The following is a 17,575-nucleotide window of genomic DNA, read 5'->3' as shown; positions in this document are numbered from 1 at the left end:
GCCCGGCCGTAGCGTGCTGCTCATGCAACTGCGCCTGACCTCCACCACCCCCCGCCGGCGTCGCGTCGCCGCTCCCGTCGCGCTGGGACTCACCGCCACCCTCATCGTGCTCGCCGGGTGCGACAACCTGTCGTTCCGCCGGCTCGACTACGACAACACCGAGGCGGTCCGGATCACCACGGTCCGGGTCTCCGGTGGCTCGGGTGACGTGGTGGTGCGGGGCACCGGCCCGGCGTCCGAGGTGCGGATCAAGCGGGTGGTGCGTTACCAGGGCGGTGAACCGGACAACACCCGGTACGAGATCAAGGGCACCGAACTGGTGCTGGACACCGACTGCGGCTCGCGGTGCAGCATCTCCTACGAGGTGACGGTGCCGGAGGGCGTGGCGGTGCAGGGCGAGACCAGCTCCGGCAACGTCGAGCTGAGCCGGGTCGGCGCGGTGGAGCTGCAGGTGAGCTCGGGCGACGTGCGGATCTCCGGCGCGTCGGGCGCGGTCGGGGTGGAGGCCCGCTCGGGCAACATCGAGGTGAGCGAGGCCACCGCGGCGGTACGGTTGCGTGCCTCGTCCGGGGATATCACCGCACGCCGGCTGGCCGGCACTGTCGACGCCGAGGCCAACTCCGGCAACGTCGACGTCCAGCTCGACCAGCCCGCCTCGGCCCGGGTGCACGCCTCCAGCGGTGATGTCACGCTGCTGGTGCCCCAGGGCAGCTACCGGGTCCGGTCCAACGCCGACTCCGGCGACGAGACCGTCACCGTCGCCGACAACCCGGCCGCGTCCCTGGTGCTCGACGGTTCGGCCAACAGCGGCAACCTCACGATCAGCCAGCGTTGAGCGTGACGCTGGCCTCCTCCCGGGCCACCCGCTGCGCCGGCACCACCACTCGACCGCCGGTCGTCCCGGCACCGTCCGACGTGTCGCCGCCCGGCTGGGCCGCCTCGTCGGCGGGCTGCGCCGCGCCACCGGGGATCAGCTCCGGGCGGCGGCGGGCGGCGACGTCCTCGACCCAGCCGACGGCCAGTGTGACCAACCCGACCAGGGCGAAGACCAGCAGCACCCGGATGGCCAGGCCCACCGGGTCCTGGTGGGACCAGCCCACCACGTCGACCAGTGGAGTGAGCGCCACCACGAACGGCATGTGCCAGAGGTAGACGGTGAGCGCGCGCCGGTTGAGCACGGTGACCGCCCGCTCGGCCAGTCGGCTCCGGCTCAGCCAGGAGAGCCCGGCCGGTGCCCGACCCAGCACGATCAGGATGAATGCGGCCGACCAGAGGGCGTTGCCGAGGTGGTTGTCGTTCAGGTCGTACCCACGCGGCCCGGGATGCCCGACGATCCAGGCACCGCCGCCCACGGCGAGAGCAAGCGCCAACGGGTACAGCAGCCAACCGGAAAGTCGGCGCAGCATCCCGGCGTGGTGGGCGAAGCCGAGCAGCCACGCTCCGAAGTAGAGCCCGAACTCGCGCAGCACCGGCGGCGCCGGGTAGATCCCCACCTCGATCATCACCAGCAGGAGGTACGGGGCGAGCAGGGTCGGCAGCGGGGCACGCCGGAACAGCCAGAACGCGACCGGTGAGGCGAACACGAACCACAGGTAGTCGCGCAGGTACCAGATGACGCTCAGCGCCAGCGCGCCCCAGTGGTTGGCCGGCGGGTCGGCCACCGGGAACAGCCACAGCAGCACCCGGGGGCTCACCGGCAGCCCGGTGAACAGCATCGCTGGCACGAAGACCACAGCGACCACCCACAGCGACGGCAGCAGCCGACGCAGCCGACGCCCGACCGCCGCCGGCCCGGAGCGGGTCAGCGAGGCGGCCATCAGCGAGCCGGCCAGCGCGAACATCACCGACATGGCGGGGAAGACGAGGGTGAGGGTCGCCCATCCGGTGACGTGGTAGACGACGACTCGAACGATGGCCAGGGAACGGAGCAGATCGAGATACCGGTTGCGCATCAGCCTGCATCTGGGTCGGGGACGCGGGGCGTAACTCCCCTACCCTGCGCGGTGCCCGCGCGAAACGGTCACCACCCCGACCAAACGTGATCCTTTCCACCCAGCTGACCGAAATGACCTCTGGCTAATCGAGATCCAACTGCCGGAACACCGACGATTGCGGGGCCGGCGGCTCAGCCGGCCCCGCAACCACCGTGAGGGACGATGACTGAACCACTGGCCAGCCCGATCCTGACCCTCGGTCCGCCGGGCCGTTACCACGCCCGGGTCGATGTCACCGAGCGTGCCGAACTGCGCCGCGTCGAAGCCCGACCGGACCACCCCATCCCCATCATGGGCGTGGAACGGTTCCGGGTCCGCTTCTGGGCCGCACGTCCGGGCGAGGGGTGACCGGATCACCCGGCCGGTGAATGCTGGTGGATCAGAAACCCAGCTTGCGCAGCTGCCTCGGGTCACGCTGCCAGTCCTTCGCGACCCGCACGTGCAGGTCGAGGTAGACCCGGCTGCCCAGCAGCTCCTCGATCTGCTTGCGGGCGGTGGTGCCGACCTCCTTGAGCCGACTCGCCTTGTGCCCGAGCACGATGGCCTTCTGACTGGGCCGCTCCACGTACAGGTCAGCGTAGATCTTCATGACCTGGCCCTCGGGGATCATCTCCTCCACGACCACGGCGATGGAGTGCGGCAGCTCGTCGCGGACCCCCTCCAGCGCGGCCTCCCGGATCAGCTCGGCGACCAGCACCTGCTCGGGGTCGTCGGTGAGCATGTCGTCCGGGTAGAGCTGCGGCGACGGTGGCAGGTAACTGGTCATCACGTCGACCAGGGTGTCCACCTGGTGCCCGGACACCGCGCTCACCGGCACGATCTCGGCGAACTCCCCCATCTCGCTGACCGCTAGCAGCTGCTCCGCCAGGCGGCGCTTGTCCACCAGGTCGGTCTTGGTCACCACCGCCAGCACTGTCGCCTTCAACCCGGCCAGCTCACCGGTGATGAACCGGTCACCGCGCCCGACCGGCTCGTCGGCCGGGATGCACAGGCCGATCACGTCGACCTCGGTCCAGGTGGACCGGACCAGGTCGTTGAGACGTTCACCGAGCAGCGTACGGGGGCGGTGCAGGCCCGGCGTGTCGACGAGGACCAGCTGCGACTCCGGGCGGTGCAGCACCGCCCGGATGACGTGCCGGGTGGTCTGCGGCTTGTTCGAGGTGATGGCGATCTTGGTGCCGACGATGGCGTTGGTGAGCGTCGACTTGCCAGCGTTGGGACGACCGACGAAGCAGCCGAACCCGGCCCGGTACGGTCGCGCCTGCGGATCCTGCACCGGGCTCACTCGGTCACCGTGCCGAGCACCGTGCCGTCCGGAGCGGCCACGTGGACCGGCGCGTCGGCCGCGAGGTCCCGCACCGCCGCGTGCCCGGCACCGTCCAGCGTCGACGCCTCGGTCACCACCACCGCTGCCTCCAACCGGCTCGCCCCGGCCGCCACCGCCGAAGCGACAGCCAACTGCAACGCGGTGAGCGTCAGCGACGGCAGCGCGACACTTGCCGCCGCGTACGTCCGGCCGTCCTGGTCGCGGACCGCGGCACCCTCCACGGCACCGACCCGGGCGCGGGCTCCCCGGGCCAGGACGACGAGCTTGCCGTCCTCGGCGCTCAGCGCGCCCGACGCGGTGGGGGTGGGCCGGGCGACAGGCGCGGCGGGTGTGTCAGGCATCGGCGGGTTGCCTCTCGTCGTCTCGGTAGTTGTCCGTGTCGTCCCCGGGGCCGGCGTGCTCGCCGCGCCCCGCGGTGTCCTGCTCGTGGCCCGGCTCCACCCGGCTGACCAGCACGGTGTCGATCCGGTTGCGCCGGCCGGTGGTGCCCTCGGCGACCAGGCGGAGGCCGGCGACCTCGGCCTCGGCACCCGGGATCGGCACCCGCCCCAGGGACTGGGCGAGCAGGCCGCCAACCGTCTCCACCTCGTCGGTGGGCAGGTTGGTGTCGAACATCTCGCCGAGATTCTCCACCGGCAGGCGGGCGGTCACCCGCACCGAGGAGTCCCCCAGCCGTTCGACGGGCGGGCGCTCGACATCGTACTCGTCGGTGATCTCACCGACGATTTCCTCCAGGATGTCCTCGATGGTGACCAGACCGCCGGTGCCGCCGTACTCGTCGACCACGATGACCAGGTGGTTGCGGGCCGCCTGCATCTCGGACAGCAGGTCGTCGACCGGCTTGGACTCCGGTACGAAGGTCGCCGGGCGCATCAGCTCGGCCACCGGCAACTGCTCGGCTCCCGGGTCACCGCCGCGGGAGCGCCGGATCAGGTCCTTGAGGTAGAGCACGCCCAGCACGTCGTCGACGCTCTCGCCGATCACCGGGATGCGGGAGAAGCCAGAGCGCAGGAACAGCGCCAGCGCCTGCGCGAGCGTCTTGCCCTCCTCGATCCACACCATCTCCGTACGCGGCACCATCACCTCGCGGGCGATGGTGTCGCCGAGCGCGAAGACGGAGTGGATCATCTGGCGCTCGCCGTGCTCGACCACGCCGCGTTGCTCGGCCAGGTCGACCAGTTCCCGCAGCTCCACCTGGGAGGCGAACGGGCCCTCCCGGAAGCCGCGCCCCGGGGTGACCGCGTTGCCGATCAGGATCAGCAACGACGCGAGCGGGTTGAGCGCCCGGCCCAACCAACGGACCAGCGGCGCCACCGCACGACCCACGGCGTAGGCGTGCTGCCGGCCGAGGGTGCGCGGGGCGACGCCCACGACCACGAAGCTGACCACTGTCATCGCACCGGCGGTCACCAGCGCGGCCCACCAGCCGGCGCCCAAGCTGTCCACCGCGACGAGCGCCACCAGCGTGGTGGCGGTCAGCTCGGCGAGCAGCCGCAACAGCAGGAGCAGGTTGAGGTGCCGGACCACGTCGCCGGCGACGACCTGGAGGGTACGGGCGCCGCGCACACCGTCGCGGGCCAGCTCGGCGGCGCGGGCGGGTGAGACGGCGGCGAGGGCCGCCTCGGTCATCGCGATCAGGCCGGCCAGCACCACCAGGCCGGCCGCGAAGACGATCAGCTGGAAGTCGGGAAGGCCGGCGGTGGCGCCGGCCGCCAGTAACGGAGGAGTTGACATCACTGGGTGCGGGTCGACCGCCAGCTCGCCAGCAGCCGAGCCTGGAGCGCGAACATCTCCCGCTCCTCCTCCGGCTCGGCGTGGTCGTAACCGAGCAGGTGCAGCACCCCGTGCACGGTGAGCAGGTGCAGCTCGTCGGCCGACGCGTGCCCGGCGGTCGCCGCCTGCTTGGCCGCCACCTCGGGGCAGAGCACGATGTCGCCGAGCAGTGCGGGCTCGCCGCCGGCCGGTGCGGACTCACCCGGGCCGTGGTCGACGCTGCCCTCGTCCATGGGGAAGGCGAGCACGTCGGTCGGGCCGTCGCCACCCATCCAGCGGTGGTTCAGCTCGGTCATGTAGTCGATGTCGACCAGCAGCACTGACAGCTCGGCGAGGGGGTTGACCCCCATCTCGTCGAGGGCGTGCCGGGCGACGGCGAGCACGGCGTCGGTGTCGACGTCGACACCGGACTCGTTGGCGATCTCGATGGACAACTGCTTTCCTCTGCTTTAGCGGCGGCGGCCGGCCCGGCCGCCCTGGGCGGGTCGCCCAGGCACGGCGTGAACGCCCTGCGCCTGCTGATTCTCCCGCTCGGCGTCCCAGCGGGCGTACGCGTCGACGATCTCGCCGACCAGCCGGTGGCGGACCACGTCGGAGCTGGACAGCTGCGAGAAGTGCACGTCGTCGACGTTTTCCAGGATCTCCCGGACCACCCGCAGGCCGCTGCTCGTCCCGCCGGGAAGGTCCACCTGGGTGATGTCACCGGTCACGACGATCTTCGAGTTGAAGCCGAGCCGGGTGAGGAACATCTTCATCTGCTCGGGCGTGGTGTTCTGCGCCTCGTCCAGGATGATGAACGCGTCGTTGAGCGTGCGGCCCCGCATGTAGGCCAGCGGCGCGACCTCGATCGTGCCGGCGGCCATCAGCTTCGGGATCGTCTCCGGGTCGAGCATGTCGTGCAGCGCGTCGTAGAGCGGGCGAAGGTAAGGGTCGATCTTCTCGTTGAGCGTGCCGGGCAGGAAGCCCAGCCGCTCGCCCGCCTCGACCGCCGGACGGGTGAGGATGATCCGGTTGACCTGCTTGGCCTGCAACGCCTGGACGGCCTTCGCCATCGCCAGGTAGGTCTTGCCGGTGCCGGCCGGGCCGATGCCGAAGACGATGGTGTGCGTGTCGATCGCGTCGACGTACCGCTTCTGCCCGAGCGTCTTGGGGCGGATGGTGCGCCCGCGCCGGGAGAGGATGTTGAGCGTCAGAACCTCGGCGGGCCGCTCGGCGCTGCCCTGCTCGAGCATGCCGACGGTACGCCGGACGGCGTCAGTGGTCAGGGTCTCGCCTTTCTCGATGAGTTCGAGGAGCTCGCTGAAGACCCGCTCGGCGAGAGCGTTGTCCGCGGGGTCACCGGTGATGGTGATCTCGTTGCCGCGGACGTGCACGTCACTGGTGACCGAGCGTTCGACGAGTCGGAGGATCTCGTCGCCCGCGCCGAGCAGATTCACCATGATCTTCGGGTCGGGCACGGTGATCCTGGTCTGCACCCGGGGCGGGCCGGGAGGTGGGGTGCCGGTCATAGGTCGGGCCGAAGGGCCCTGCGCCACCTGCTCTCGATCTCGGCGCCGGCCTGCTGGCCTGGCGTGCGGACGTTACACCCATCGTATCGGTTCAACACGGGCCGCATCGCGCCCATTTCCGCTGGCCGCGATCAACCCCCGGCCCGGAAGTCGTACCGGTCGAAGGTCTCCTGGTGGCGGGTGAACCGGTACGTCGCCCAGTGCATCCGGACCACCACGCCGGCCTCGTCCCGGGTCAGTCGCAGCAGCTCACCGGCCTCCCGACCGGAGACCACCCGGAACACGTCCGGCTGGTCCGCCAACGGGGTGAAGATCGCCGGCGGTCGTCCGGCCGGGTCGGCGACCCCGCGCGCCCGCAGGGTGCCGTCGTGCCAGGAGAAGACATACTCGCTGCCCTCGCCCCACCAACGGCCGAGCGCACCCCGCAGGGCCGCCGGAGCGGGTGCGCCGGGCCGCCAGGGCTCGATCTCGGCCGGATCGTGCTCGACCGCCGCGGCGAGCAGCCGGTGCGGCAGGTCGAACACCTCGGTCGCCGTGCCGGACGAGCCGAGCACCGCGGCGCCCATCGCACCTGCCGTGCCGTCACCACCGCGACGGCCGTACACCCCGGCGAGGAAGCCGGGCATCGCCCCGTCGTGCCCCACGTGCATCACCCGTTCCCCCTGTGGGATCAGGATCAGCCCGAGCCCGAAGCCCGCGCCCCAGAGCGTCTCGTCAGTGGTGGTCAACGGCCAGCGCATCTCCTCCAGGGTGGCCGGGGCGAGGACCGCGCCGGCCGGGTCCAGGGCAGCCGGGTCGGCCAGGAACGCCGCCCAGCGGGCCATGTCGGTGGCGGTGCTCCACAGCTGGGCGGCCGGGCCGACCGCGCCGAAGTCGGTCGGCGGTTCCGGGTGCGCCTCGTCGGAGTACGCGTCGACCAGGAACCCGGTGGCCGCCGTCGGCCGTGGGGTCACTGTGGTGTCGGTCAGCCCCAGCGGCGTCAGGATCCGCTCGGTGAGGGCCTGCGCCCAGCTCCCGCCCCGCAGTCGGGCGACGAGCTGGCCGAGGACTGCCATACCCAGGTTCGAGTAGTGGAACCGGCGGCCGGTCGGCAGCACCCGCTCGGCGCGGTCCAGCTCGGCGACCAGTTGGTCGGCGTCCGGTGCGCGCAGGCTGTCCCAGACGTCGCCGAACGGCTCGCGTTGCAGGCCAGCGGTGTGCGACAGCAACCGGCGTACGGTCAGCTCGCCGTGCGCCGGGAGGTCGAGGTGCCGGCCCACCGGGTCGTCCAGGTCCAGCAGCCCGTCGTCGCGGCACTGCAGGACCAGCACCGCGGTGAACGTCTTGGTGACCGAGCCGATCCGGAACTGGGTGCCCGGCCCCAGCGGGTTGTCGGTGCCGGTCCCGCCGACGGTACGGGTCCAGAGCGGTCGGTCGGCCCGGTGCAGCGCCGCCGACACCGCCGGCACCCGGGCGTCGGCCTGCACCCGCCGGACGAGTCGGTCCAGGTGCTCGTGCACGCGGCTGTCCGGCACGCTCACCCGAGGTCCCGGGCCAGCATCGGGCCCAGCGGCGCGCCACCGAGCAGGTGCGCGTGCACGTGGAACACCTCCTGCCCGCCGTACGCGCCGGTGTTGAACATCAGCCGGAAACCGTCGCCGAGCAGGCCCTCGTCCTCGGCCACGGCGGCGGACGTCGCCAGCACGTCGGCGGCGAGCGCCGGGTCACCCTGGGCGAGCGTCGCCACGTCGGCGTAGTGCTCCTTCGGAATGACCAGCACGTGCACCGGCGCCTTCGGGTCGATGTCACGGAAGGCGAGCGTGGTGTCGGTCTCCCGGACCACGGTGGCCGGGATCTCCCCGGCGACGATGCGGCAGAACAGGCAGTCGGATCCCATCGGGGCAGTGTAAGGAGTAACGGGCCGGTGCCGCCGTGGCGCGGCCCGCGCCGCCGGCCCGTTCGCCGGCATAGAAACGGCTGAGGCAGGATGGCCGGCATGACGGATCGGGCGGTACTCGTGACCGGGGCCTCGCGCGGGATCGGCAGCGCGGTGGCAATGGCGTTCGCGGCCAGCGGTGACCGGGTGGCCATCCACCACCGCGACTCCGCCGACGCGGCCGAGCGGCTACGCGCGCGGCTACCCGGCGCCGGGCACGTGGTGGTCCGCGCCGACCTCACCGATCCGGACGCGGTCCGGGCCATGGTCGACCGGGCCGCGGAGCTGCTCGGCGGGCTGGACGTGCTGGTCAACAACGCCGGGACGTACGGCGACCGCGACGACCCGCACCCGGTCTTCGGCGCCTCGTACGAACAGTGGCAGAACCGCTGGCGGCAGGTGCTGGAGACCAACCTGACCGGTGCCGGCAACGTCATCTGGTGCGCCGCCCAGCACATGCGGGAGCGCGGCGGGCGGATCGTCAACGTCTCGTCCCGGGGCGCGTTCCGCGGCGAGCCGCACCAGCCGGCGTACGGTGCCAGCAAGGCGGGGCTGAACGCGTTGGGTCAGTCCCTCGCGGTGGCGCTCGCGCCGTACGGCATCACGGTGGCAACCGTCGCGCCGGGGTTCGTGGCGACCGACATGGTCACCGAGTACCTGCGCGGTGAGGAGGGCGCCGCCATCCGGGCGCAGAGCCCGTTCGACCGGGTGGGCGAACCGGAGGAGATCGCCGCGGCCGTGCACTGGCTGGCCTCGCCGCAGGCCACGTGGGCCTCCGGCACGATCGTCGACCTCAACGGCGCCTCGTACCTGCGCAGCTGACCTCGCGACCCGAACCCGCTGCGGCGTCCGCCCGACGGACCGGCGGTGGGCCGCGGCCCCCGACCGACCGGCGGTGGGCCGCGGCCCTGCGGGCCGACGGCGAACACCACATTGAGCGTGATGCCTGTCAGTCATCGTGATGACCCAGAGGCATCACGCTCAATCGAGCGGGCGGCTCCGATCCGGCCGGACCACAAGCCAGCGCGCGGCGGAACACCAGCGGCCGAAACGAGCGACGGGCCACCAGCGGCCGCAACGAGCGGCGGCGTCAGGGGTGGCCAGCTACCAGCGGCCGAGGCGGGTGGCGAGCACGCTGAGCGCGGCCACGCCGGCCGTGGAGGTACGCAGGACCTCCGGCCCGAGGCGTACCGGCCGGCCACCGGCCTCGCGGAAGGCTGTCAGCTCAGCCGGGGCGATGCCACCCTCGGGGCCGACGACGAGGACGATCTCCCCGGCCGACGGCAGGTCGACGCCGGTCAGCGGCTCCTCGGCCTCCTCGTGCAGCACGAACCCGGCGGCGGCACCGGCGATCCGGCGGGCCACCGTGGCGGTGGACTCGTCCGGCGCACCGGCCACCACCGGTAGCCACGGTCGGCGGGCCTGCTTGGCCGCCTCCCGGGCGGTGGCCACCCACTTCTCCCGGGCGCGTACGCCCCGGTCGCCGCGCCACTGGACCACCGAACGCGATGCCGCCCAGGGGACGATCTCGTCCACCCCGACCTCGGTCATCGCCTGCACGGCCAGCTCGCCCCGGTCGCCCTTGGCGATGCCCTGCACCGTCACCAGCCGGGGTACGGGCGCGTCCGCGTACCCCCGGGAGGTGACGGTGACCTCCAGGCTGCCCCGGCCGACGGCCGTGACCACGGCGGCGGCCGTGCCACCCCGGCCGTCGGCGAGCAGCAGCTCCTCGCCGACGCGCAGCCGCTGCACGGTGGCGGCGTGGTGCCCCTCCGGGCCGTCCAGGGTCAGCGTGTCGCCGGTGGGCAGCGCCTCGACCAGGAACAGCGGCGCGGACACTCAGGCGTGCCCGTTGAACGCGTCGCGCATCCGGGAGAAGAAGCCGCCCTGCTTGGACAGCTCGGCGACCTCCTCGCCACGGGTCTTGGCGAAGTCGCGCAGCATCTTCTCCTGGTCGGCGTCGAGCTTGGTCGGGGTTCGCACGTCCAGGTGGACGTAGAGGTCACCCCGGCCGGTGCCGCGCAGGTGCGGGACGCCTCGGGCGCGCAGCCGCAGCGTGCTGCCCGGCTGGGTGCCGGGCTTGACGTCGACCGGCTCCTCGCTGTCCAGCGTCTTGATGGTCAGCCGGGTGCCGAGCGCGGCGGCGGTCATCGGCACGGTGACCCGGCAGTGCAGGTCGTCGCCCTTGCGCGAGTAGACGTCGTGCGGACGTTCGTGGATCTCCACGTAGAGGTCACCGGCGGTGCCGCCGCCCGGGCCGACCTCGCCCTGCTGGGCCAGCCGGATCCGCATGCCGTCCTCGACGCCGGCCGGGATCTTGACGGTCAGCGACCGGCGGGTGCGCACCCGGCCGTCACCGGCGCAGGTGGGGCAGGGGTGCGGGATGGTGGTGCCGTAGCCCTGGCAGACGGTGCACGGCCGGGCGGAGACCACCTGACCGAGGAACGTCCGCTGCACCGACTGCACCTCGCCCCGACCGCCGCACGCCTCGCAGGTCGCCAGGTGCGTGCCGGCGGCGGTGCCGGCACCGGAGCAGGTGGTGCAGAGCACAGCGGTGTCGACGGTGATCGGCGCCTCGACGCCGAACGCCGTCTCGTGCAGGTCGAGTTCGAGTCGCAGGATCGCGTCGGCACCCGGGCGGGTACGCGGCCGAGGGCCACGGGCGCCACCCGCCGCGCCGCCGAAGAACGCGTCCATGATGTCCTGGAAGCCGACGAACGGGCCGGCTCCACCGGGGCCGCCCGGGCCACCGGCGCCGCCACCCGGGGCGAGCGGGTCGCCACCCAGGTCGACGATCTGCCGCTTCCGGTCGTCCGAGAGGACCTCGTACGCGGCGTTGATGTCCTTGAACTTCTCCTGAGCCTCCGGGTCCGGATTGACATCCGGGTGGAACTGGCGTGCCAGCTTGCGGTAGGCGCGCTTGATCTCGTCATCGGAGGCTTCCCGGCTCACACCGAGAATGCCGTAGTAGTCCCTGGCCACTGCGTTCCGTGTCCTCATGTTCGTCTCGCGTTGCGCCGGTCGGCGGCCGCAGCCGGCCGCATCGGCCCTGACCAATCAGTTCTGGGCCAGCAACTCGCCCACGTAGCGTGCCACGGCGCGCACCGTGGCGATGTTGCCGGGGTAGTCCATCCGGGTGGGCCCCAGCACCCCGAGCCCGCCCACGATGGTGGTGCCCGGGCCGTAGCCGGTGCTGACCACCGAGGCGGCGCGCAGGTTGTCGAACTCGTTCTCGTCGCCGATCAGCACCCGGGTCGTGCTCGGCTCGGTCTCACCGATGAGCTTGAGCAGCACGACCTCCTCCTCCAGCGCCTCGAGGATCGGCCGCAGCGAGCCCTGGAAGTCGAGCAGCCCGCCCCGGGTGAGGTTGGCGGTGCCGGCGAGGGCGATCCGTTCCTCGTGCCGTTCGACGAGCGTCTCCAGCAGCACGCTGGCGAGCGTGGTCATGGTCGGTCGCAGCCCGGTCGGCGCTTCCTCGACCAGCGCCTGCACCAGCGGTGGCGTCTCGGACAGCCGGGCGTTGGCGAGCTTCTCGTTGATCAGTCGGCGCAGGTCGGTGACGTCGTCGGCGGGCACCGGCCCGGGCAGCTCCACGAGTCGCTGCTCCACCCGGCCGGTGTCCGCGATCATGACGAGCATCAGCCGGGTGGTGGAGATCGGCACCAGCTCCAGGTGACGCACCGAGGAGCGGGCCAGGCTCGGGTACTGCACGACGGCGACCTGCCGGGTGAGCTGGGCGAGCAGCCGCACCGTGCGGTGCACCACGTCGTCGAGGTCGACAGCGCCGACCAGGAAGCGCTCGATGGCCCGGCGCTCGGCCGGGCTGAGCGGCTTGACCCGGGACAGCCGGTCGACGAAGAGGCGGTAGCCGCGGTCGGTGGGCACCCGGCCGGCACTGGTGTGCGGCTGCCGGATGTAACCCTCCTCCTCCAGCACGGCCATGTCGTTGCGGACCGTCGCCGGGGAGACCCCGAGCTGGTGCCGCTCGACCAGCGCCTTGCTGCCGACCGGCTCCTGGGTGGAGACGTAGTCTTCGACGATGGCGCGGAGCACTGCGAGTTTCCGGTCGTCGAGACCCATCCTCCGCACCTCCTGTCGCACGTCGGCCGCCGGCGCCCTGGGCCGGCCGAGCCGTCCTGGCACTCGACTGTAGCGAGTGCCAGTCTACGTCGGCAGGCCCGCCGACGCGATGATCAACGGCCACCGGTCGGTGCGGCCCGCGCCACCGCACTGGGCCGATCGGCCCGCACTGCCGGGCGGTGTCGCTCTGGTGCGGCGTTGCCACGGGCCCCTACCGTGACATCCATGACTGAACCTCCTCGCCCTCCCGGTTCGGGTGAGCCCGGCAACTACCCGCCGGAGCCGACCTCCCCGGGCCCGTTCCCGTCGGCCGAGCCGCCCACCGCACCACTGTCGGGCGCACCCGGCCCGGCCGGCTATCCCCCGGCCGGTGGCTATCCGCCTCCCACCGGTGACCAACCGACGTCAGGTGGCTACCCTCCGGCAGGCGGCTACCCCCCGCCCGGGGGCTACCCGCCCGGCGGCTATCCGGCCGGTGGGGCCTACGGCAGCCCCGGCGGCGGCTACGCCACCAACGAGGACAAGACCTGGGCGTTGGTCGCCCACTTCGGCGGCGCGCTCGGCGCGCTGATCAGCTTCGGTCCGCTGGGCTTCGTCGCCCCGCTCATCGCCTACCTGGCCCGTGGCCAGCAGTCGCCGACCGTCCGGGCGCACGCCCTCGCCGCCCTGAACTTCCAGATCCTCTGGTCGATCATCGCGTTCGTGCTGCTCTTCGTGAGCTGGTGCCTGCTCTTCCTGCCCAGCATCGCCGTCGTGGTGATCCAGATCCTGTTCGGGATCATCGCCGGCGTGAAGGCCAACGAGGGCACCCCGTACCGCTACCCGATGACCGCCAACTTCATCAAGTGAACCGGGCCGGCCGCTCCCCCGGCCGGTTCGGCACACCGCCCGCCCTGCGCTCAGGGCAGCAGATCGCGGACGACCGCGTCGGCGAGCAGTCGCCCGCGCACTGTGAGCACCGCCCGGCCGGCGGCGTACTCGTCGGCGGCCAGCAGGCCGCCGGCCAGCGCCCGCTCCGCGCCGGCCCGCCCGGCGGCGTCGAGCACCGCCAGCGGGAGACCGCTGGCCAGCCGCAGCCGCAGCATCACGTCCTCCATGTGCGCCTCGTCGACAGTGAGCACCTCCCGGGCCAGCCCGGGAGACGCACCGGCGGCCAGCCGCTGGGCGTACGCGGAGGGGTGTTTGACGTTCCACCAGCGCACCCCGCCGACGTGGCTGTGCGCCCCCGGGCCGAGGCCCCACCAGTCCGCGCCGGTCCAGTAGAGCAGGTTGTGCCGGCACCGGGCCTGGTCGCTGCGGGCCCAGTTGGAGACCTCGTACCAGGAGAACCCGGCCGCGTCGAGCGCGGCCTCCGCCGCCAGGTAGCGGTCCGCGGCCACGTCGTCACTGGGGTACGCCAGCTCGCCGCGCCGCATCCGGGCGGCGAGCCGGGTGCCGTCCTCGACGATCAGGGCGTACGCGCTGACGTGGTCCACCCCGGCGGCGACCACCTGCTCCAGCGAGGCGGCGAAGTCCTCGGCCCGTTCCCCCGGAGTGCCGTAGATCAGGTCCAGGTTGACGTGCGCGAACCCGGCGTCGCGCGCCTCCAGGGCGGCGGCGGTGGCCCGGCCGGCGCTGTGTGTGCGGTCCAGGATCGCCAGCACCCCCGGGGAGGCGGACTGCATGCCCAGCGAGATCCGGGTGTAGCCGGCCGCCCGCAGCAGCTTCAACGATTCCGGGGTGACCGACTCGGGGTTGGCCTCGGTGGTCACCTCGGCGTCGGCGGCCAGCCCCCAGGTGCGGTCGATCCCGTCGAGGATGCGGGCCAGGTCGTCGGCGGGGAGCAGGGTGGGCGTGCCACCACCGACGAAGACGGTGTCGACCCGGGGCGGCGGGTTGTCGCCCAGCACCCGGGCGGCGAGCGCCAGCTCGGCCAGGACGGTGTCGGCGTACCCCTCGCGGCTGGCACCGCCGCCCAGTTCGGCAGCGGTGTAGGTGTTGAAGTCGCAGTAGCCGCAGCGACTGGCGCAGAACGGCACGTGCACGTACACGCCGAAGCCGCGCGCGCCGACCGCTGCGGTGGCGGTGGCGGGCAACGATCCGTCGACGGGGACGGTCTCACCATCTGGAAGGACGCCGGGCATGGCCACTAGTGTGCCCGGCATGACCTCTCCCGACGTCCTCGTGCGGGTCGCCACGGCCCGTGGGGTGACCACCCTCACCCTGGACAGCCCACACAACCGCAACGCGCTCTCCACCGCCCTGATGACCCAGTTGCTGGCCGGGCTGGCGGACGCGGTGGCCGACGAGGCGGTCCGAGCGGTAGTGCTCGACCACACCGGCCCGGTTTTCTGCTCCGGGGCGGACCTGAAGGAAACCGCCATGGCGTACGCCAGCGGGACGGTTCCGGCCGGCATGTTGGGTGATGTGCTCGCCGCGGTCTGGGAGTGCCCGAAGCCCGTGCTGGCTCGGGTGGCCGGGCCGGCGCGGGCCGGTGGCCTCGGCCTGATCGCCGCCGCCGACCTGGCCGTCTGCGCCGACGAGGCGACGTTCGCGTTCACCGAGGTCCGCATCGGGGTGATCCCGGCGGTGATCTCGGCGACCGTGCTGCCCCGGCTGCACCCCCGCGCCGCCGCCGAGCTGTACCTGACCGGCGACACCTTCGACGGTCGCCGGGCCGCCGAGATCGGCCTGGTCACGGCGTCGGTTCCGGCGGACGGGCTGGACGACGCCGTGCGCGGCTACTGCGACTCGCTGGTGCGCGGCGCGCCGGGCGCGTTGGCCGGCGCGAAGGATCTGCTGCGCCGGCCGGCCACCGCCGAGCTGCGTGCCGAACTGGCCCGGCTCTCCGCCGTCTCGACCGGTTACTTCCTGTCCGACGAGGGACGCGAGGGGGTCACCGCGTTCCGCGACAAACGTCCGGCGCGCTGGGTGCCCGCTCAGGACGACTGAGGGTCAGGGGCGCCGCCGGGAGCCGCGGCGCCCATGCTCGGCTCACCAGGCGGTCGCGCCGCCGTCGACCGGGTAGTTCGCCCCGGTGATGTACGACGCCCGGTCCGAGGCGAGGAAGACCACCAGCTCGACGACCTCCTCGGGGCGCGCGAAGCGCTTGAGCAGCGTCTTGGCGGTGATGGCGTCCCGGGCCTCCTGGTTGTCACCGAGGTCGCGTTCGCTGGCCGGGGTGAGGGTGGGCCCGGGGCTGACCGCCACGGCGCGGATCCCGTGCGGGGCGCCTTCGAGCGCGAGCTGTCGGGTCATCCCGATGATGCCGGCGTTCGCGGCGGTGTGACCGACCATCGGCGGCACGTGGCCGCCGATCGTCCCGGCGATGGAGGCGGCGCTGATGATGACGCCGCCGCCGCGCCGGACCAGGTGCGGCCAGGCGAACTTCGACACGAAGTACGGAATGTCGAGTTCCCCGGTGATGGTGTAGCGCCAGTCCGCCACGGAGAAGTCGGGCATCGGGCCGAAGCGGAGCGCTGCCGCGTTGTTGTAGACCACGTCCAGTCCGCCGTAGGCGGCGGCAGCGTCGTCGACGAGCGTGCGTACCTGCTCGGGGTCGGTGAGGTCGACCGGCGCGATGCCGGTCATCTCGCCCCCGGCGCGGCGGACGAGGTCGACCGTCTTGTCGTTCGCGGCGACCTGGAGGTCGGCCCCGACGACCTTCGCGCCCTCACGGGCGAACGTCAGCGCCGCGACGCGGCCCAGACCACCCCCGGTGCCGGTGATCAGCACGACCTTGCCGTCAAGCGTTCCCATGACACTCCTCCTCGTTCGGTGACCGACTCGCCCAGGTGGTGGCGGTCGGTCGGATTGACATGTCAACAGGGATAAGTCCTTGACTGGTCAATCGCTTCCCGCCATCGCGCACCCGGTGACACTCCCGACAGGCCGGCACCGGGCACGTGACAGAACCAGCGAGCAGGTGAGATCGCCACCGAAGCGGGAACGTCGCCAACCGGTACGCGACAACGGAGCCGACCCGAACCGGTCCGAGGCGCCCGAGTCGGGCCCGAACCGCTCGGACGACCCGGAGGGGGCGTGCGGGGACGTACGCTTGGCGGACTGTCGATCTGGGGGTGTGGGTGCGAACTCGGGCAACCGTGGCGGGTGGAGTGGTGCTCATCCTCGTCGCCGTGATCGCGATCTGGCTCGTCGTACGGCAGGTCGGCGACAACCTCACGCTGCCGCTGGTGGCGCGGAAGTGCACGGTGCAGGCCGATGGTCGGGTCGCGCTGGACGCCGACCAGATGGCAAACGCGGCGACCATCGCGGCGATCGGCGCGAAGCGTGGCATGCCCGAGCGGGCCGTCGTTGTCGCGCTCGCCACCGCGTACCAGGAGTCCGGGTTGCGCAACCTCGCCGACGGCGACCGCGACTCGGTCGGCCTGTTCCAGCAGCGACCGAGCCAGGGCTGGGGCACCCCGGCGCAGATCCGCGATCCGCGCTACGCGGCCAACCGGTTCTACGCGGCCCTCAAGAAGGTGCGCGGCTGGGAGAAGATGCGCGTCACCGATGCCGCCCAGCGGGTGCAGCGCTCGGCGTTCCCCGAGGCGTACCAGAAGTGGGCCGACGACTCCGAGGTGCTCAGCCGGGCACTGCTCGGCGACGCCAGCGGCGCTGTCGCCTGCACCGTGGGGCGCACCCCGGCGATGTACGGCGCGGCTGCGGCGGCGCAGCTGACCCGCAACCTGGTGCTGGACTGGGGGTTGAAGGGCACCGACCCGACCGACCCGACGGGGTTGGCGGTCACCCCGGGCGACCAACGCGACGGCTGGCGGTACGCGCACTGGCTGGTGTCACACGCCCAGGACCACGGGGTGAAGCGGGTTCGCTTCGGCGACCTGGAGTGGACCGCGCGCAACGGCTCGTGGGGTCGGGTGGACGGGCAGCAGAGCCCGGCCGGTCAGGTGGTGGCCGAGGTGTTCAACGAGGGTTGACCCGACCCGGATCTCCTAACCGGCAGTGACCGCACAATCCGGCAAAATGCATTAAACCC

General features: G+C 72.5%; 19 protein-coding genes. 6 read left to right on the top strand and 13 right to left on the bottom strand.

Annotation, left to right across the window (positions count from 1 at the left end):
* Nucleotides 1-22: 22 nt before the first annotated feature.
* Nucleotides 23-835 (top strand): DUF4097 family beta strand repeat-containing protein, encoded by an 813-nt coding sequence (locus AB0C03_RS30650; protein WP_210859607.1) that lies wholly within the window; start codon nucleotides 23-25, stop codon nucleotides 833-835.
* On the opposite strand, the gene AB0C03_RS30645 is transcribed toward AB0C03_RS30650, so the two are convergent.
* Complete coding sequence (locus AB0C03_RS30645; protein ID WP_357640664.1) at nucleotides 822-1,952, bottom strand: acyltransferase family protein; 1,131 nt, start codon at nucleotides 1,950-1,952, stop codon at nucleotides 822-824. The two genes, AB0C03_RS30650 and AB0C03_RS30645, sit on opposite strands and share 14 nt — an antisense overlap.
* 204 nt (nucleotides 1,953-2,156) lie before the next feature.
* Between AB0C03_RS30645 and AB0C03_RS30640 the strand changes: the two genes are divergently transcribed.
* Nucleotides 2,157-2,342 (top strand): hypothetical protein, encoded by a 186-nt coding sequence (locus AB0C03_RS30640; RefSeq protein WP_357640661.1) that lies wholly within the window; start codon nucleotides 2,157-2,159, stop codon nucleotides 2,340-2,342.
* A 31-nt stretch (nucleotides 2,343-2,373) separates the two neighbouring features.
* Here the strand turns inward: AB0C03_RS30640 and era are convergent, their stop codons facing one another.
* The 7 genes from era to AB0C03_RS30605 form a co-directional block, all read right to left on the bottom strand.
* Nucleotides 2,374-3,270 (bottom strand): GTPase Era, encoded by an 897-nt coding sequence (gene era, locus AB0C03_RS30635; protein WP_156057903.1) that lies wholly within the window; start codon nucleotides 3,268-3,270, stop codon nucleotides 2,374-2,376.
* A gap of 5 nt (nucleotides 3,271-3,275) precedes the next feature.
* A complete protein-coding gene (locus AB0C03_RS30630; protein WP_030336454.1) occupies nucleotides 3,276-3,662 on the bottom strand; it encodes a cytidine deaminase-like protein in 387 nt (128 codons plus the stop codon).
* Entirely contained in the window at nucleotides 3,655-5,079 is a 1,425-nt protein-coding gene (locus tag AB0C03_RS30625; protein ID WP_156057900.1) for a hemolysin family protein, read from the bottom strand. Before AB0C03_RS30625 ends, AB0C03_RS30630 begins: the two co-directional genes overlap by 8 nt.
* Nucleotides 5,055-5,528, bottom strand: a complete 474-nt coding sequence (gene ybeY, locus AB0C03_RS30620; protein WP_030336457.1) for an rRNA maturation RNase YbeY — start codon at nucleotides 5,526-5,528, stop codon at nucleotides 5,055-5,057. The genes AB0C03_RS30625 and ybeY overlap by 25 nt, the downstream gene beginning before the upstream one ends.
* A gap of 15 nt (nucleotides 5,529-5,543) precedes the next feature.
* Nucleotides 5,544-6,602, bottom strand: a complete 1,059-nt coding sequence (locus AB0C03_RS30615; RefSeq protein ID WP_030336459.1) for a PhoH family protein — start codon at nucleotides 6,600-6,602, stop codon at nucleotides 5,544-5,546.
* 131 nt (nucleotides 6,603-6,733) lie between these two features.
* Complete coding sequence (locus tag AB0C03_RS30610) at nucleotides 6,734-8,122, bottom strand: serine hydrolase domain-containing protein (protein WP_051708795.1); 1,389 nt, start codon at nucleotides 8,120-8,122, stop codon at nucleotides 6,734-6,736.
* Nucleotides 8,119-8,478: a histidine triad nucleotide-binding protein gene (locus AB0C03_RS30605; protein ID WP_030336463.1), complete on the bottom strand. Its 360-nt coding sequence runs from the start codon at nucleotides 8,476-8,478 to the stop codon at nucleotides 8,119-8,121. The genes AB0C03_RS30610 and AB0C03_RS30605 overlap by 4 nt, the downstream gene beginning before the upstream one ends.
* 99 nt (nucleotides 8,479-8,577) lie before the next feature.
* Here AB0C03_RS30605 and AB0C03_RS30600 point away from each other — a divergent pair, with 99 nt between their 5' ends.
* The gene (locus tag AB0C03_RS30600) at nucleotides 8,578-9,339 is read left to right on the top strand and encodes an SDR family NAD(P)-dependent oxidoreductase (protein WP_030336465.1); all 762 of its coding nucleotides are present in this window, start codon (nucleotides 8,578-8,580) and stop codon (nucleotides 9,337-9,339) included.
* A 282-nt stretch (nucleotides 9,340-9,621) separates the two neighbouring features.
* On the opposite strand, the gene AB0C03_RS30595 is transcribed toward AB0C03_RS30600, so the two are convergent.
* The 3 genes from AB0C03_RS30595 to hrcA all read right to left on the bottom strand — a co-directional run bounded on the left by AB0C03_RS30595 (nucleotide 9,622) and on the right by hrcA (nucleotide 12,597).
* Nucleotides 9,622-10,356 carry a 16S rRNA (uracil(1498)-N(3))-methyltransferase gene (locus AB0C03_RS30595; protein WP_030336466.1) on the bottom strand — a complete coding sequence of 245 codons (735 nt, stop codon included), beginning with the start codon at nucleotides 10,354-10,356 and terminating at the stop codon, nucleotides 9,622-9,624.
* On the bottom strand, nucleotides 10,357-11,499 hold the full coding sequence (gene dnaJ / locus AB0C03_RS30590; RefSeq protein ID WP_030336468.1) for a molecular chaperone DnaJ: 1,143 nt from the start codon (nucleotides 11,497-11,499) through the stop codon (nucleotides 10,357-10,359).
* Between the two features lie 75 nt (nucleotides 11,500-11,574).
* On the bottom strand, nucleotides 11,575-12,597 hold the full coding sequence (gene hrcA / locus AB0C03_RS30585; RefSeq protein ID WP_030336470.1) for a heat-inducible transcriptional repressor HrcA: 1,023 nt from the start codon (nucleotides 12,595-12,597) through the stop codon (nucleotides 11,575-11,577).
* 225 nt (nucleotides 12,598-12,822) lie between these two features.
* On the opposite strand from hrcA, the gene AB0C03_RS30580 reads away from it, so the two are divergent.
* Nucleotides 12,823-13,446, top strand: a complete 624-nt coding sequence (locus AB0C03_RS30580; protein WP_030336472.1) for a DUF4870 domain-containing protein — start codon at nucleotides 12,823-12,825, stop codon at nucleotides 13,444-13,446.
* 50 nt (nucleotides 13,447-13,496) lie between these two features.
* Here AB0C03_RS30580 and hemW read toward each other — a convergent pair whose 3' ends face one another.
* A complete protein-coding gene (gene hemW, locus AB0C03_RS30575) occupies nucleotides 13,497-14,720 on the bottom strand; it encodes a radical SAM family heme chaperone HemW (RefSeq protein WP_030336474.1) in 1,224 nt (407 codons plus the stop codon).
* 19 nt (nucleotides 14,721-14,739) lie between these two features.
* On the opposite strand from hemW, the gene AB0C03_RS30570 reads away from it, so the two are divergent.
* Nucleotides 14,740-15,528, top strand: a complete 789-nt coding sequence (locus AB0C03_RS30570; protein WP_030336476.1) for an enoyl-CoA hydratase-related protein — start codon at nucleotides 14,740-14,742, stop codon at nucleotides 15,526-15,528.
* A gap of 42 nt (nucleotides 15,529-15,570) precedes the next feature.
* Here AB0C03_RS30570 and AB0C03_RS30565 read toward each other — a convergent pair whose 3' ends face one another.
* Entirely contained in the window at nucleotides 15,571-16,335 is a 765-nt protein-coding gene (locus AB0C03_RS30565; RefSeq protein ID WP_030336478.1) for an SDR family NAD(P)-dependent oxidoreductase, read from the bottom strand.
* Between the two features lie 320 nt (nucleotides 16,336-16,655).
* Here AB0C03_RS30565 and AB0C03_RS30560 point away from each other — a divergent pair, with 320 nt between their 5' ends.
* On the top strand, nucleotides 16,656-17,516 hold the full coding sequence (locus AB0C03_RS30560) for a hypothetical protein (RefSeq protein WP_030336480.1): 861 nt from the start codon (nucleotides 16,656-16,658) through the stop codon (nucleotides 17,514-17,516).
* Nucleotides 17,517-17,575 lie beyond the last annotated feature (59 nt).

It is taken from the genome of Micromonospora parva, from assembly GCF_040649675.1.
GTDB classification, from domain to species: Bacteria; Actinomycetota; Actinomycetes; order Mycobacteriales; family Micromonosporaceae; genus Micromonospora; species Micromonospora parva.
This window is presented reverse-complemented; position numbering and strand designations above follow the sequence as displayed.